The sequence below is a fragment of the Candidatus Methylomirabilota bacterium genome (assembly GCA_035936835.1).
Lineage (GTDB): Bacteria > Methylomirabilota > Methylomirabilia > Rokubacteriales > CSP1-6 > AR37.
The window spans coordinates 1-15695 of the sequence record DASYVT010000215.1; the positions used below are offsets into that span (position 1 = coordinate 1).

Annotated in this window: 16 protein-coding genes and 1 pseudogene; 5 read left to right on the top strand and 12 right to left on the bottom strand. The window is 69.1% G+C overall.

Translation table 11 applies throughout. The features are described 5' to 3' along the window. A partial coding sequence (locus VGV06_19495) for an LLM class flavin-dependent oxidoreductase (protein ID HEV2057326.1) occupies positions 1-1006 on the top strand: 1006 nt, incomplete at its 5' end. A gap of 209 nt (positions 1007-1215) precedes the next feature. Further along, entirely contained in the window at positions 1216-1653 is a 438-nt protein-coding gene (locus VGV06_19500) for a universal stress protein (GenBank protein ID HEV2057327.1), read from the top strand. Between the two features lie 178 nt (positions 1654-1831). Here the strand turns inward: VGV06_19500 and VGV06_19505 are convergent, their stop codons facing one another. Then, a complete protein-coding gene (locus VGV06_19505; protein ID HEV2057328.1) occupies positions 1832-2152 on the bottom strand; it encodes a DUF411 domain-containing protein in 321 nt (106 codons plus the stop codon). Positions 2153-2427: 275 nt separating this feature from the next. Between VGV06_19505 and VGV06_19510 the strand changes: the two genes are divergently transcribed. From VGV06_19510 to VGV06_19520, 3 genes are all read left to right on the top strand, one after another. Then, positions 2428-3222, top strand: coding sequence for an enoyl-CoA hydratase (locus VGV06_19510; protein ID HEV2057329.1), 795 nt, complete (start codon positions 2428-2430; stop codon positions 3220-3222). 75 nt (positions 3223-3297) lie between these two features. Next, the gene (locus tag VGV06_19515; protein HEV2057330.1) at positions 3298-4173 is read left to right on the top strand and encodes an alpha/beta hydrolase; all 876 of its coding nucleotides are present in this window, start codon (positions 3298-3300) and stop codon (positions 4171-4173) included. Between the two features lie 6 nt (positions 4174-4179). Then, positions 4180-4848 (top strand): hypothetical protein, encoded by a 669-nt coding sequence (locus VGV06_19520; protein HEV2057331.1) that lies wholly within the window; start codon positions 4180-4182, stop codon positions 4846-4848. Positions 4849-4858: 10 nt separating this feature from the next. Here the strand turns inward: VGV06_19520 and VGV06_19525 are convergent, their stop codons facing one another. The 11 genes and pseudogenes from VGV06_19525 to VGV06_19575 all read right to left on the bottom strand — a co-directional run bounded on the left by VGV06_19525 (position 4859) and on the right by VGV06_19575 (position 15666). Continuing rightward, the gene (locus tag VGV06_19525) at positions 4859-5914 is read right to left on the bottom strand and encodes an LLM class flavin-dependent oxidoreductase (GenBank protein HEV2057332.1); all 1056 of its coding nucleotides are present in this window, start codon (positions 5912-5914) and stop codon (positions 4859-4861) included. Next, a complete protein-coding gene (locus VGV06_19530) occupies positions 5911-6873 on the bottom strand; it encodes a D-2-hydroxyacid dehydrogenase (GenBank protein HEV2057333.1) in 963 nt (320 codons plus the stop codon). Before VGV06_19530 ends, VGV06_19525 begins: the two co-directional genes overlap by 4 nt. Beyond that, the gene (locus VGV06_19535) at positions 6870-8066 is read right to left on the bottom strand and encodes an amidohydrolase family protein (GenBank protein HEV2057334.1); all 1197 of its coding nucleotides are present in this window, start codon (positions 8064-8066) and stop codon (positions 6870-6872) included. Before VGV06_19535 ends, VGV06_19530 begins: the two co-directional genes overlap by 4 nt. Before the next feature lie 2 nt (positions 8067-8068). Continuing rightward, entirely contained in the window at positions 8069-9211 is a 1143-nt protein-coding gene (locus VGV06_19540) for an amidohydrolase family protein (GenBank protein HEV2057335.1), read from the bottom strand. A 24-nt stretch (positions 9212-9235) separates the two neighbouring features. Further along, complete coding sequence (locus VGV06_19545) at positions 9236-10771, bottom strand: ABC transporter substrate-binding protein (GenBank protein ID HEV2057336.1); 1536 nt, start codon at positions 10769-10771, stop codon at positions 9236-9238. Beyond that, on the bottom strand, positions 10768-11889 hold the full coding sequence (locus tag VGV06_19550) for a zinc-binding dehydrogenase (protein HEV2057337.1): 1122 nt from the start codon (positions 11887-11889) through the stop codon (positions 10768-10770). Before VGV06_19550 ends, VGV06_19545 begins: the two co-directional genes overlap by 4 nt. Before the next feature lie 189 nt (positions 11890-12078). Continuing rightward, positions 12079-12228, bottom strand: a pseudogene (gene tatA, locus VGV06_19555) (twin-arginine translocase TatA/TatE family subunit). 26 nt (positions 12229-12254) lie between these two features. Then, entirely contained in the window at positions 12255-13070 is an 816-nt protein-coding gene (locus VGV06_19560) for a class I SAM-dependent methyltransferase (protein ID HEV2057338.1), read from the bottom strand. A gap of 11 nt (positions 13071-13081) precedes the next feature. Further along, positions 13082-13552, bottom strand: a complete 471-nt coding sequence (locus VGV06_19565; protein ID HEV2057339.1) for a cupin domain-containing protein — start codon at positions 13550-13552, stop codon at positions 13082-13084. Positions 13553-13641: 89 nt separating this feature from the next. Beyond that, positions 13642-14406, bottom strand: a complete 765-nt coding sequence (locus tag VGV06_19570) for an SDR family NAD(P)-dependent oxidoreductase (protein HEV2057340.1) — start codon at positions 14404-14406, stop codon at positions 13642-13644. 30 nt (positions 14407-14436) lie between these two features. Continuing rightward, the gene (locus VGV06_19575; GenBank protein ID HEV2057341.1) at positions 14437-15666 is read right to left on the bottom strand and encodes an LLM class flavin-dependent oxidoreductase; all 1230 of its coding nucleotides are present in this window, start codon (positions 15664-15666) and stop codon (positions 14437-14439) included. Positions 15667-15695: the final 29 nt, after the last annotated feature.

Consider the following 15695-nt stretch of genomic DNA (forward strand, 5'->3'; position numbering starts at 1 on the left):
CAGCGAGGCCGACGCGTTCCGCGAAAGCTTCGAGACCGTGGACGCGGCCGAGACGCTTGGGCTCGACTGCGTGTGGCTCGGAGAGATCCACTTCAACCCGGCCCGCTCCGTGATCTCCTCGTCGATCGCAATGGCCACTGCGATCGCCGGCCGCACCAAGCGGATCCGCGTCGGGACGGCGGTGCAGGTCCTGCCGCTGAACCACCCGCTCCGCATCGCCGAGGATGCCGCCACCGTGGACCACCTGAGCGGGGGGCGCTTCGAGTTCGGGATCGGGCGCAGCGGAGCCCCACGCGCCTACGACGTCCTCGGCATTCCCTACGGCGAGAGCCAGGCCCGCTTCCGCGAGGCGCTCGCGATCATCAAGGAAGCCTGGAAGGGCCAGCCGTTCAGCTACGAGGGCACGTTCTACCGCTTCCAGAACGCGACCGTCGCGCCGACCCCGTACCAGAAGCCGCATCCGCCCATTCGCATGGCCGCCAATACCCCCGAGACATTTTCGCTCGTCGGCGAGCTTGGGTTGGCGCTCTTCGCGGGCCTGCGTGACCTGGACATCCCCGAGCTCAAGGAGTGTCTCAAGCTGTACCGCCGCGCCTGGCGCGAGGCGGGCCACCCGGGGCAGCCGAGCGTCTACCTCCGCATCCCCGTCTACGCGGGTCTCACGGAGGCGGGCGCGATCGAGGAGCCGAAGGAGAGCATCACGGCCTTCTTCCGCCGCCAGGCCGACCTCATGAAGACCTCGGTCGGGCGGGCGGGCGCGGGTCCGGCGGACCGGCGCGCGGCCAAGGCGGAGCGGCTGGGGCAGCTCCCGTACGAGGAAGTCCTTCGCACGCGCGTCGCCTTCGGCACCGCTGCCCAGCTGATCGCGCGCCTGACCGAGCTCAGAGAGGAGCTGGGCCTCGACGGCATCGTGGTCGAGCCAAATCCCGCCGGCCTGATCCCGACGGAATACGCCGCGCGGAGCCTCCGCATCGTGGCCCGCGAGGTCATGCCCGCGTTCAAGTGAGCACCGTTCACATCTGATGCTCCGGGCACCCGACCCTGAGGCGAGACTGCCCCAACTGAGAGTCCGGCTCCCCGCCCGGCTGAGACGGAATCATCGTAAGCCCTTGGTTTCCCGACCGTCGTCCGCAGGCATGCTTGATGCTGTAATCAGATGTCAGACTGCGGAGCGAAGTCTGTCTGGCCCTACTCAACCGGGAAAGGAGGGAGGCTATGTACAAGAAGATCCTGTTACCGACCGATGGCTCTCCGCTTTCCGCCGCGGCGATCGCGCAAGGTGTCGCGCTGGCCAAATCGACGGGCGCGAAGGTGGTGGGGATGACCGTTTCGGTCCCGTTCCACACGTTCGCCCTCGATCCGATGATGCTCAGCGACACAAAGGAGACGTACAAGAAGGACTGCGAGGAGCGGGCGGTGAAGTATCTCGGCGCCATCAAGACCGCTGCAAGCGCCGCCGGCGTGCCGTGCGAGGTCGCGCACGTGAACGCCGAACACCCGTACGAAGGGATCATCGACACCGCGAAGACGGCGGGGTGCGACCTGATCTTCATGGCTTCGCACGGGCGCAAGGGCGCCTCGGCCCTCATTCTGGGCAGTGAGACCGTCAAGGTGCTAACCCACAGCAAGACCCCGGTTCTGGTCTGCCGCTGACCGATCACCGCCCCGCAGCAACCTGGGCGAGGGCAGCCGCCGAACGGCGGCTGCCCTCCCTCACACTACACCCCGTGCCGGCGCGTGATCCGCTCTGCCATCCGAGCGGCACAGTGCGCGCTCGCGATCCCACCCTGTCGGGTTGCCACATGACGGCTCCCTGGCTCTTCGCGCGGCCCTAGCGGGTCGCGAAGACGGCGGTCTTGCCGGAGCGGTCGAAGATCAGGACCTGGTAGCGCTCGGACGCCTGGCCCGGCGACTCCATGCCAGGCGAGCCGGCGGGCATGCCGGGCACGGCGAGGCCCGCCGCGCGCGGGCGCTCCCGCAGCAGGCGGTCGATGAGGTCGGCCGGCACGTGGCCCTCGATCACGTAGCCCTCGACGAGGGCGGTGTGACAGGCCCTGAGGCGCTCGGGGACGCTATAGCGCCGCTTGATCGGCGTGACGTCGGGGACGTTCTCTGCCTTGATCGGATAACCGCTGGCGCGCAGGTGACCCACCCACCCATCGCAGCAGCCTCAGGTGGGCTCCTTGTACACGGTCACCGTGGGCTTGCTCGCCGCCACGGCCGGCGTCCCGATCAGGCCGGCCAGCCCGACGGCCAGGAATCCTCTCCGAGAGATCCGACCCGCGCTCATGACAGCGAGCATACACGATCTCGGCCGCGGGCGCGGGCAGCCAGCTCGCGCTCGACGGCCTAGCACGGCAGGCAGCAGTTGGCTGAGGACGGGTGTTATGTTATCTACGTTCCAAGTGAACCCCAAGGAGAGCATCCATGAGTGACGCGGCGCCCCTTTTGGTAGAGAAGGACGGACCGATCGGCTGGCTCATCTTCAACCGGCCGGACAAGCGCAATGCCGTGGGCATCGAGACGTGGCAGCTCGTGCCGGACTACGTCAAGGACCTGGCCTCCGATGACGCCATCCGCGTGGTCATCCTGCGCGGGGCCGGCGACAAGGCCTTCGTCGCGGGCGCCGACATCTCGCAGTTCAAGGACCGCCGGCGCAACATGGAGGACGAGGCGGAATACCGCCGCATCGGCGCGCGCGGGCGCGAGGCGCTCGCCACGCTGTCGAAGCCGCTGCTCGCCATGATCCACGGGTACTGCGTCGGCGGCGGCCTCAGCATCGCCATCGGCTGCGACATGCGCATCGCGTCGGACGACGCGCGCTTCGGCATCCCCGCGGCGCGCCTCGGCCTCGGCTACCACTACAGCGGCATGGAGCAGGTGATGGCTCTCATCGGACCGTCGTACACGAAGGAGATCTTCTTCACCGCGCGCACCAACTGGAGCGCCCAGGACGCGCTCCGCATGGGCCTGGTCAACCAGGTCGTGCCCAAGGCGGAGCTAGAGGCCTTCACGCGCGAGTACGCGCTCACGATCGCGCGCAACGCCCCGTTGACGCTCCGCTCGGCCAAGGCTACGGTGAACGAGCTGCTGCGGCCGGCGGAGAAGCGCGATCTGGCCATGCTCGAGCGCCTGATCGCCGACTGCTTCAACAGCGAGGACTATCAGGAGGGCGTTCGAGCCTTCTCGGAGAAACGCCGCCCGCAGTTCCAGGGGCACTGACAGAAACACAGCCCCCTCACCCTGCCCTCTACCCCTCGGCGGGGGAGAGGGAGATGCGCGCAAAAGGAGCGAATCATGGCCATCAACTCAGCCGTCACGTCCGCGATCGATATAGAGGACATCGAATATCTCCGCCACGGGGACAAGCCGCTGCTGGCGCGCCTCTTCAAGCCGCGCGGCGTGGGACCCTTCCCGCTGATCGTCGAGCTCCACGGCGGCGCCTGGTGCAAGGGCGACCGCACGAACGACACCCTGCTCAATGAGCCGCTGGCGAAGAGCGGCATCGTCGTGGCCGCCCTGGACTTCCGCATGCCGCCGGAGGCCGGGTACCCCGCCTCGATGACCGACATCAACTACGCGATCCGCTGGTTCAAGGCGCGCGCGGCCGAGCTCGGCAGCCGGCCGGACATGGTCGGCGTCCTGGGCATCTCGAGCGGCGCGCACCAGGCCATGCTGAACGCGATGAGACCGCGCGATCCGCGCTACGCGGCGCTGCCGCTCCCCGCAGGCTCCCCCGCTGTGGATGCCACGGTCCGCGCCGTCGTCATGTGCTGGCCCGTCATCGACCCGCTGTCGCGCTATCACTACGCGAAAAAGCTGAAGGCGGGCGGCAAGCCTTACCCCGACGTGGTGGACAACGTGCTGCCGCTCCACGATCAATACTGGCAGACGGAAGCCGCCATGGCCGAGGGCAACCCGGTCCTCGCGCTCGAGCGCAGCGAGCGGGTCGAGATGCCGCCCGTCCTCTACCTCCAGGGCACCAAGGACGTGGCGCACCCGCGCCCCGACCTCGACCGCTTCGTCGCGGGCTACCGCAAGGCGGGCGGCCAGGTCGAGCTGGAGCTCTACGAGGGCGAAGGGCAGGCGTTCATCACGAGGAACCCGACTTCACCAAACGCCGCGCGGGCGACGGAGAAGATCATCGAGTTCGTGCACAAGCAGATCCGGTAACGCCGCATGGCGACGAAGAGGAAGGGCGCGGGGCTCCTGATGGTCTGGGCGGACGTCCCGGCCGATAAGGAGGAAGAGTTCAACCGGTGGTACAACGAGGAGCATCTGCGCGAGCGGCTCGCGGTGCCGGGCTTCCTCAATGGAGCCCGCTATGAAGCGGTCAAGAGCGGGCCGAAGCACCTCGCCTGCTACGAGCTGGAAGACGTCTCCGTGCTGGAGAGCGCGGCGTACAAGCGCGTCCAGGCGCACCCGACGGAATGGACCCGGCGCTGCTCCCCCGAGGCCATCGGCACGACCTACATCCGCAACGTCTACACGATGATCCACCCGAAGACGCTGACGCCGGAGGCGGCGCAGAGCGGCATGGCGCCGGCGCTCCAGATCGGGCGCATGGACGTGCCGCCCGAGGTCGATGCGGACTTCAACGACTGGTACAACACCATCTACGTGCCCAACTATGAAACGGTGCCCGGCGTGATCCGCGGCCGGCGCTATCGAGCCGTGGCCGGCGCGCCGACGTATCTCACGCTCTACGAGTTCGAGCGGGCCGATGTATCCGAGAGCGCCGCGTGGCTCGCCCAGCGGGACATCTCACCGGTGACGCACCGTATACGCCCGCACATGCGGCACGCGCCGGGCTCTCCCGGCATCTGGGTGAAGACGGTCCAGGGCTGACGCGGCGCCGCTAGCGAGCGCCGAGGGCGCGGCGCACGCGCGGGAGCACCTCGCGCGCCATCCGCGCGGTGTAGCCGCGCTCGGGATCGTCCGGCGACGGCGGGTTCGGGATCGGGTGCAGGACGACGTAGTCGAACTCGGCCGGCGCCCTGCGGAGCACGTCTATCAGCCGGTCGGCGACCTCGGCCGGCGCGCCGCGGAGGCTGAAGGCATCGGCCGCGCTCTCCGGAAGGAAATCCACGACCCGGCCGCTCGCCTCGAGGTCGACCGTGTGGTGGAAGTCGGGCCAGACCTTGTGCAGGCGCTTGAGCGTCTCCGGGTCCGCCCCCGTCCACGCGAGGCGCGGCGGGTCGAACAGCGCCGGCGAGTACTCGTAGTACCCGGCCGCCATGGACTTGGCCATCGTCAGCGCGCGGCCCGGATCGTCCACGAGCACGGTGTGGAACACCGCGCCCAGGCGGACGGCTGACGGGTCGCGCCCCGCGTCGGCCGCGCCCGCGCGGATGGCCTCGACGGCCGTCGCGATGTTCGCCTCATGCGTGCCCACGCGAATGAAGACCCCGTCGGCGACTCCGCCCGCCATCCTGAGCGTGCGCGGGCCGCCGGCGGCGATCCAGATCGGCACGGGCCGGTAGTGCGGCAGTCGCGCGGGCCGATCGGCACCGACCTCGACCGCATCGCCGTCCAGCAGCGCGCGCATCAGGCGCGTGGCCGCCTCGAGCTCCTTCACCCGCGCCGGCTTCAGGCCGGCGAGTCTCACGGCAGTGTCGCCGACGCCCCAGCCGAGGACCGTGCGCCCGGGCGCCAGCTCGTCGATCGTCGCGATCGACGACGCGGTGACCGTGGGGTGCCGGTTCACGGGATTGGCAAGGAGCGTCCCGAGCGTGATGCGCTCGGTCGCGCGGGCCGCCGCGGCGAGCAGGACGTAGGTGTCGCGCCGCCGGAGCTGCGAGTCGGGCTGGAGCGCCGCATCCCAGCCGAGCGTCTCGGCGCGCCGCACGTCGGCGGCAAACGCGTCCACGGAGTGCGAGTCGAACCGGTTCAACCCGAAGCGGGGGGCCTTCAATAGCCCTTCTGCTTGTCGATCAGCGCGAGGAGCGGCCGTCCGTCCTGGAGCCGCCGCAGGTTCTCGCAGAAGGTGGCGATCACCCGGCCCGCGCGGCGCGGCGACCCGCCCGCGGTGTGCGGGGTCACAATGACTCGCGGGTGCCTCCACAGCGGATGATTCTTGGGCAGCGGCTCGGGATCGGTGACGTCGAGCCCGGCGCCCCAGATGAGGCCCTCGTTGACGGCCGCGAGCACATCCTCGCCGCGGACGATCTCGCCCCGGGTGACGTTGATCAGGATGGCGTGCCGCCGCATCTGGGCGAAGCGCTCGCGGGTGAAGAGGTGGTGCGTCGCCTTGGTCAGCGGGAGCGCGATCACCACCACGTCGGACGCGCCCAGCAGATCGGCGAGGCGATCGGGCGTCCAGATCGCCTCCACGCCCGGCTCGGGCTCGACGGGCTCGATGTCCACGCCGAGCACGCGCATCCCGAAGGCTACCGCGCGCTTCGCGACGGCGCGGCCGGTGCCCCCGAAACCCACGATGCCCATGGTCTGCTCGTAGAGCTCGCGCTGGTGCACGCGGATGGGCTCGCGCAGGTCGTAGTCCGGCGTGCGGATCGCGGTGTGCAGCCCGCGTGTGAGCCCCAGGAGGAGCGCAAAGGCGTGCTCCGAGAGATGGATGCCGACGTCGCCCTTTTCGCTGGCCAGCGGCACGTTGCTGTTCGCCAGCTCGACCGTGAGGATATTGTCCACCCCCGCGCCGATCGAATGGTACAAGCGGAGCTTCGGGGCGAGAGAGAAGTTGTCCTTATGCACGCGCCCGAAGATGATGTCGGTGTCCGGCAGCTCGCGGCGCTGGGTGGCGGGATCCTTGGCCTCTACGATGCGGCTGCCCGCTCCAGCGGCCTCGAGGATACCCGCCCGGTCCGCTTCGCTCAGCGCGGAGACGATCAGATTCGGGACGAAGAGGATCTTCATGCCGCGAAGTTGTAGAGGCGCGCGGCGTTCTCGCAGACGATCTTCCGCCGCGTTTCCGCAGGTAGGTGCCCCATCTCGCGCTGGATATACTCGCGCGAATCGGGCCAGATGCCGTCGGGATGCGGGAAGTCCGATCCCCACATGATCCTGTCGGCGCCCAGCTCGTCGAGGAGCTTGAGACCGACCGGGTCCGTCTGGTAGGTCGCGAAGCACTGGCGGCGCCAGTACTCGCTGGGCGGCATGGTCAGCGAGAGGTCCTTGAACTGGTCTTCCCACTCGCCGTCCATGCGCCAGAGGATGTACGGGATCCAGCCGATGCCGGCCTCGCCGAGCACGACGCGCACGCGCGGATAGCGCTCGAGGACGCCGCCGTAGATCATCGACATCAGGATCTGCGCCATGTTGATCTGGAAGCCGGTGATGTGCGTGGCGAACGCCATGCGCGCCAGTCGCTTCTCGTCGGCCGTCACGTCCGCGCCCGCGCGGGTGAGATCCGAGCCCATGAACACGAGCTTCTGGAGATGGTCAGGCAGCCGGGTACCGATCGTGTGGAAGTGCAGCGGCAGGCCGCAGGCGTCGATCACCTCCCACAGCGGGTTCCAGTACGGGTCCCACAGCGGCTTGAGATCGGGCGAGTTCGCAATGTCGAGGCCGCGGACAGAGCCGCGCTTGGCGACGCGCTCGACCTCCGCGATGGCGGCGTCGATCGGGTTGTTGGGGATCGAGGCCAGCCCGGCGTAGCGCTCGGGGTGCGTCGCGCAGAAGTCGGCGAGCCACTCGTTGTAGACGCGCATGACCTCGACCGTCGCCTCCGGATCGTTCATCCGGCCCGTCGCGCCCAGGATGCCGTAGAGCACCTCGGCCTGCACGCCGTCGCGATCCTGGTCTTTCAGCCGCAGATCCGGATCGCTGAGGCGGCGGATGCCCTTCTTGCCGTCCTCGTAGAGCCCCGTCGACGCCATGCGGTCGGCGCGGTGGATCCGTCCCGGCACGTACTCGCGGCCGGCCGAGCCCATGCCGTTGACGTTCCCGAGGCTCGCGCCCTTCTTCGTCACCCACACCGGGCCCTTCGGCCCGTCGGTGACGTACGGCATCCTGTCGCGCATGGCGGCGGAGGCGTTGGCCGTGAAGAGATCGGGCGGCAGCCAGATGAGATCGAGATGACAGTCCGCGGAGATCATTTCGTATTTCATGGCTATTTGATCAAGCCGTAGAATTTCCCGGCGTTCTCGCACACGATCTTGTGAGTGGTCGCGGCCGGCAGGTGGCCGAACTGCTCCTCGATGTACTTGGACGACTCGGGCCATACCCCGTCGCCGTGCGGGTAGTCCGACCCCCACATCAGCGTCTCCTCGCCGATCTCGTCCACCATTTGAGTGCCGATCCGGTCGAACTGGAACGTGGCCTTGCACTGCCGCCGCCAGTAGTCGCTGGGCTTCATCGTGAGCCCGAGGTCGCGGAAGCGGTCCTCCCACTCGAAATCCATCCGGTCGAGCGCGTACGGCAGCCAGCCGATGCCGCTCTCGCCGAAGGAGATCCGGATCCGGGGGTAGCGCTCGAGAACGGCGGCGCCGATGACGGCGGCGAGGATATTGATGAGGTTCATCTGGAAGCCCGACACGGCCGTGAAGAGCGCGGCGCGCTTCGCGAGGCCGGTGGCCTTCTCCCGCACGCTGGGCGGCATCGTCGGGAAGGTGTGGAAATGCAGCGGCAGGCCGACCTCGTTCACCGCCTGCCAGAGGGGCTCCCACACCGGATGCCACATCGGCTCCATGTCCCACGAGCACGAGAGCTCGAGGCCTCGCAGTCCCATCTTCGCCACGCGATGGATCTCGCTCACCGCCGCCCCGATATCGCCGTAGGGCAGGCACGCCAGGCCGATGTGCCGGTCGGGGTAGTGGCGGCAGAAATCGACGAGCCAGTCGTTGTAGATGCGGAACATCTCGGCGGCCGCCTCGTGATCGTTCAGCCGCGTCGCCGCGCCGAGGATGCCGAAGATGACCTCGGCCTGCACGCCGTCGCGCTCCATGTCCTTGATGCGCAGGTGCGGATCGGTCGGGCGCCGGATCCCCTTCTTGCCGTCCTCGTAGAGTCCGGTCGACGCCATTACGTCGGCGCGGTAGTGCTCGCCCGGGGCGTACTTCGTCCCCGACGGCCCGACGCCACCCACGAGCCCGAACGAGGCGCCGTTCTTCGACGTCCAGCGCGGGCCATCCGGCCCATCGGTGACAAACGGCATGCGCTCGCGGATGGCCGCCCTGGCGTTGGCGGTGAAGAGGTCTGGCGGAATCCAGGGCAGGTCGATGTGGCAGTCGGCCGAGATGCGCGTGTAGTTCATGGTGTCATCCTCTCTGGAGTCGGTTCACTGCTTGAGGCGCACATCCTCGTACGGCGCCGAGTACGGGTGGAACGGGATCAGGGCGAGCGCCGGCTCCTCGACCCTCGGGCCTACCCCGCGGATGAACCCATTCTCCCAGATCGGCGCGAAAATGGTGCGATCGTGCAGGATCCGCTGGATCTGGTGGAGCAGCTCTTCGCGCTTGCGCCGGTCCAGCTCGCGCGCCTGCCTCTCGAAGAGCTCCTGAACCTCAGGCAGTGACCCAGCGGCGAAGGCCCCGCCCTTGACCGCCATGATCTGGAGCCGCGTCGCCGCGTTACCGGACGGACCAAGCCCCGCAAACACCACGCCCTTGAGCTTGCCCTCCCGCCAGGCGGAGAAGAAAGCGGCGCGCTCCATCGTGCGGATCCTGAGCCGGATGCCGACGGCGGCCAGGTAATTCGCGATCGCCTCCCCGGCGCCCTCGTAGGGCGGCGCGATGGTGAAGTCGCCGCCATCGAAGCCCCCCGGATGTCCGGCCTCGGCGAGCAAACGCTTGGCCCGGGCAGGGTCGTACGGGTCGGCCTCGATCGGCAGGGCGAACTCCATCGCGCGCGGCACCACGTTCCCCGTCAGCCCGGCGAAGCCCAGCTGCTCGGCCGTGTTGAGCGCGGCGCGGTCGATCGCGAGGCTGGCCGCCAGCCGGACGCGCGCGTCGCGCCACGGCGACATCGCGTCCCACTGGTCGCGGAAGTCGAGGGAGAAGATGGTGTTGCTGCGGACCGCCATGAGCTTGAGCCCCGGCGTGCGCCTGACGTCCTCGGCGATCGGCCCGTTCAGGAAGTACGCGATGTCCACGTCGCCCCGCTTGAGCGCGGCGGCGCGGGTGGTCTCGTCCGGCAGGCTGCGGAAGACGAGCCGCTTGACGCGCGGAACCTTTCGCCAGTAGCCCTCGAAGGCCTCGAGCGTCATCTCGACGCCGGGTGAAACACTGATTACCCGGTAAGGCCCGGCGCCGACCGGCGCCTTCTTGAATCCGTCCTCGCCCACGGCCTGGACGTACTTGCGGGGCACGATCCATCCGGCGCTCGTCGCCGTGGTGCCGTAGAACGTGATGAAGTCCGGCCACGGCTCCTTGAGGCGGAACTGGATGCGCCGCGCGTCGAGGATCCGGACCTCCTTCACCTTGTCCTTGAGGAGCTGCGAATTGGCGCCGCGATAGCGCTCGAAGGAGAACTTCACGTCGTCGGCCGTCAGCAGCTCGCCGTTGTGGAAGCGGACGCCGCTCCGAAGCAGGAACTCGTACACGAGCCCGTCGGGGGACAGCGACCACGATTCGGCCAGGCAGGGCACGGTCACGCCCGAAGGCATCGGCTTCAGGAGCGCGTCGTGGACGGCGTACAGCGTCAGGTACGGCGTGATCGACCCTTCGTTCTCTGCCGGATCGAGCCACCGTGGGGCGAGCGTGAAGTGCACCGCCCAGGTCATCTGGCCCGACGGCGCCGGATCGGCCGCCACCGCCGGCGTCGCGGAGGAGACGAGACAGAGCGCCAGGAGGACGAGGCGGACGAGCGTGTTCACATCGAGATCGCGGCGCGGGAGAGACGCGGCGGCCCGGCCAGGCGCTCCCGCCAGTCGGCCTGCTGGAAGGCGTCCGAGATGCGCTCCAGCGGGAACACGTGGGAGACGACGCGCTCGAAGGGGAAGCGCTTGAGGTTGCGTCGCAGGAACGCCAGCGACTGCTCGAGCGCCCATGGAGAATAGTTCGAGGTCGCCACGAGGCGCACGTTGCCGCGCACCAGCGCCGTGGCGTCGTAGGAGAAGACATTGCCGGGCGCGATGCTGCCGACCTCGAGGTAGCAGCCGCCGCCGCGCAGCATGCGCAGGCCTTCGGGAATGACCTCGGGATAGCCGACCAGGTCTGCGACGACATCCGCGCCGAAGCCGCTCGTCAGCTCCTTCACCGCTTCCACGCGCCGGTCCGCCGTTGCCAGCTCGACGGCGTTCAGCGTGTGGTCGGCGCCGAACGCGCGGGCGAGCTCGAGTCGGTCGGGCAGCCGGTCGATCACGATGATCTGGTCCGCGCCCATGTCGCGCGCCACCGCCACCGCGTTGATGCCGAGGCCGCCCGCGCCCTGCACCACCACCGTGTGCCCCGCGCGGAGCCCCGCGCGCCTGAGGCCGTAGAGCACCTGGGAGAGCGCGCAGTTGCTTGGTGTCGCGACGTCGTCGGAGATCTCAGCCGGGATCTTGAAGACGAAGTGCCCGGGACGCAGGTAGTAGTAATCGCCGTAGGCGTTGTTGAAGTAGGGCGGCGTGCCCGCCACCCGGTTGGGCCGCATCTTGCGCGGGCAGCTGCCCATCTCGTCGTGGAGACAAACGGGACACCGGCCGCAGGGGAAGAAGTAGCAATACGTCACGCGGTCTCCCTCGCGCAGCGGCTGGCCCATCGAGTCCGCCGTGACGCCCGCTCCCAGCCGCTCGACGCGCCCGCACATCTCGTGGCCGAAGGTGAGGTCCCGCGGGATCGCGCCGTAGGTCTCCTTCATCTCGCCGCGCCAGATGTGCAGATCGGAGCCGCAGACGCCCGCCCGCGTCAGCCGCACGAGGATGGCGCCGGGCTCGACCTCCGGCACGGGATACTCCCGCAGCTCGAACTCGCCTCCGTACGCCCGCAGCACCGCCACCCGGCCCTTCATACGCCCTCCCCGACGGAACGCAGCCCCATGTCAGCTTCCGGGCGTCGGCGCCTTAGCGGCCGGCGCGCCGCAGCTGGGGCAGTGCGTCCACGCCGCCTCGAGCGCGCCCTTGCAGGTGCCGCACACCTTTCCTGGCACCGACACCGGCGGCGGGCTCGCGGAAGCGGCAGGCCCGGGCTTGGGCGCCTGCTCCTCCTCCGGCTCCGACGCGATCCCCTTCTTGAACTCCTTCATCGACTTGCCGAGCGACTTCGCCAGGTCCGGGAGCTTGCTCCCCCCGAACAGCACCAGCACGATCACCAAAATGACCATCAGCTCTTGCGCGCCCATGCCAAACATGTCTGACTACCTCCCTTCGGTCAATACTACGGCCGGCGCGCCGAGAACACGAGGGCGCGCAGGGGGAACGTCACGGGGTGATCGCCGAGCTCGGCCGCGATCGCGGCGGCCACGGCCTCTTTGATCTCGCCGAGCGCCTCCGGGCGACGCTCCATGATCGCGCCCAGGATCGGATTGCCCTCGATCAGCCCCGTCGCCGCGTCGGCGGCGGACGGGCTCGTCCCGCTCTTCTCGAGGCGCGTCCACGCGATCTGTCCGAACCCGGCCTGGGCGAGGAGCGCGCGCACCGGCTCGGGGTCGTGAAGCGAGAACGGCACGGTGTAGAACATCGGCGGGTCGGCGGGGAAGAACGTGGCGGCCGACTCGTGGGCGATCCGCGCGATCGGATTGTGGACGATTGCATCCCAGACGTTGAACAGGTAACGCCCCCCCGGCTTGAGCACGCGGAACGCCTCGCGAACGCCGGCCGCCTTGTCCGGGAAGAACATCAGCCCGAACTGGCAGACCACGGCATCGAAAGAGCCTTCCGGGAACGGGAGCTTGGTGGCGTCCGCCTGCTGCCATTCGACGAGGCCGGCCCCGGCCGGGAGGTTGGCGCGGCCGTGCGCGAGCATCGCCTCGTTGAGGTCGGTGGCCACGAGCAAGCCGTGTCCGCGGATCCGGTCGGCCAGGCGCCGAGTCACGATGCCGGTGCCGCACGCCGTCTCGAGGACTCGCATCCCGGGCGTCACGGGCAGACGGGCCGCGAGGTCGTCGGCGTAGCCATGAAAGAAGATCGGGCCGAGATACCGGTCGTAGTTGCCGGGGATCTCGCCCACGAACGCCGCATTGCGGTCAGCCACGGTTCCGCTCGTCACGCGCGCCATTCGCGCGGGCCGTCGTCGGCGTAGCCGCACTGCTCGCACGGGCTGTAGTAGTGCGCCGCGGGCGGCATGGCGACGGCCAGGCGCAGCGACAATCCCTCGCCGACGTTCCGGATGTGGTGGACGGTGCCGCGCGGCACCCACACGATATCGTCCTTGGCCGCCTGGATGACGGTGCCGCCGGTCAGCTCCCACTCGAGGCGCCCCTCGAGCACGACCCACCACTCGTCGAACTCCCGGTGCCAGTGCGGGCGGTTGCCGCCCCCGGGCGCGCTCGCGATCAGCGTCACGAGCTGCCGCTCGTCGGCGATCAGCCGCTTCGCCCAGGGCGCGGGACCCATCGTCGCGACCAGGTCCGCGACGCGCGTGTGCAGGACATTGGGCCACGTCGAGGCGGCCGCGGGCGGGCTCGGGCCGTCCGCCAGCCTGCCTATGACGATGCTGACCGGCGCCTCCGCCATGGGGACTCCGTCCTCTCGATAGGGTTGGGGGCATCACTTCAGGTGCAGCCCGGTACTCTAGCACGAAAGACGGGGCGGAGAGATCGGGCTCACATGCCTCCGGTCACGTTGATGGTGACGCCGGTGACGAAATCCGCGTCGCTCGAAGCGAGGAAGCAGATCACCCGCGCCTGGTCCTGGGCCTCGGCCATGCGGCGCAGCGGCGTGCGCGCGATCTCCCGCGCCTGCTCCTCCGGCGTCCGCTTCTCCCAGAGCGGCCGGATGCGCTCGGTCAGCGTCATGCTGGGGGCGATGGCGTTGACCGTGATGCCGAAGGGCCCCAGCTCGTGCGCCAGCTTCGTCGTGAAGGCGATGATGCCGCCCTTGGCGGCCGCGTACGCGCTGCTGCTGCTCGGGCTGATCCCGCGGCCGGCGATGGACGCGATGTTCACGATCTTGCCGCTCCGCTGGCGCTTCATGACCGGCGTCACTGTGCGGCAGCCGAGAAACGTGCCCTCGAGGTTGAACGCGATGAGGCGCTGCCAGTCGTCGAGCGTGAGCTCGTCCACCGTGGCGGCGGGCCGCGGGATGATCGTGCTCCCGCCGACCGCGTTGAGCAGGATGTCGATGCGCCCGAGCTCGCGGACGGTCTGCTCCACCACGCCTTCGACCTGCTTGGGATCCAGCGCGTCGGCCCGGCGGGCGTGCGCGCGGCCTCCGGTAGCCTTGATCGCGGCCACCGCCGCGTCGAGCCTGCCCTCGTCGGTGTCCACGGCAACGACGGTGCCGCCCTCGGCGCCGATGATCCCGGCGGTGGCCCGGCCGATCCCGGCCGCCGCCGCCGTGATGAGCGCCACCTTCCCGTCGAAGCGCATCGTCGACCTCCTTGTCAGGCCGCGGCTGGCTCAGGCCGCGGCCGGGGCCGGCCCTGTAGCAAAGGCGATGCTCACCGGAGCGTTGGCCTCGAACGGGCTCCAGAGGCCGAGCTCCTTGCCCATCTCACGGACCGCGGGGAGCACTTCCTGCCCGAGCAGGCGTATGCAGGCGGCGGCATCCTCGTTGCTGACGAAGCCGTCGCTCGTCCAGAAGCCTAGGATGGACGGGCGCGTCTCTTCGAGCAATCGGCGGAGCTTCTTGATGACGGTCTTCGGCGTCCCGGCAATGATCTGCTGATCACGAATCTGGTCCTCGAACTCCGCCCCGCGGGGGTTCGCGCGGCGTCCCACCGCGTACTCGACGAACGCCTTGCGGTACGACGGCGAAAAGTAGCCCGACGGGCTCGACCACACCGGATGGGCGAGACCGGTGAATTCCCCCTGCATCCACATGAACTGCCGGGCATTGGCCATCGCCTTCTCCTCGGTCTCGGCGACGTGGCAGCGCTGGAGGTAGCCGCGGTTCTCCGGCCCTGACGTATACCCCACCTCGGCGGCGACCGAGTCGTACAGCTCCCAGATCTTCTTCGTCGCGTCGATCGCGGTGCTGAGCGCGATGTACGGGTAGCGCTGGCGCGCCGCCCAGACGATGGTCTCCTTGCTCACCACGCCCGGGATCCACACGCGCGGGTGCGGCTTCTGGAGCGGTACCGCCCACGGGTTCACGACCCGGTGCTGGTAATGGGCACCTTCCCAGCGAAACGGCCCCGGCTGCGTCCACGCGCGGACGATCAGCTCGTGCGCCTCCTCGAAGCGCTCGCGATTGTAGGCCGGGTTGACGCCCGCGGCGAGCTGCTCCTGACCTCCGCCGCGGACGAAACCCGAGACCAGGCGGCCCCGGGAGATCATGTCGATCATGGCCAGTTCTTCAGCGAGGCGCACCGGGTTGTCGGCCAGGGGCAGCGGGTTGCCGAGCAGCACCAGCTTCACGCGCTTGGTCATCGCGGCTAAGATCGACGCGAAGACGTTGCACTTGGCCTGCATGCAGAACGGCGCGTTGTGGTGCTCGTTCAGCATGATGCCGTCGAAGCCAACTTCTTCAGCCAGCCGGTAGTGCTCCAGGTACTCGTTGTAGAGCCGGCTGCCGGCAACGGGATCGAAGTGCTTGTTCGAGAACATCAGGGCCGTGGCGCCGAACTTCAGCCCCTCGTCGGCCGAATATGCCGACATCGGCTGCTCGGTGAAGTACATGAGATGCATGCTGGTCTCCCGGTCAGTGTCGGGCCTCA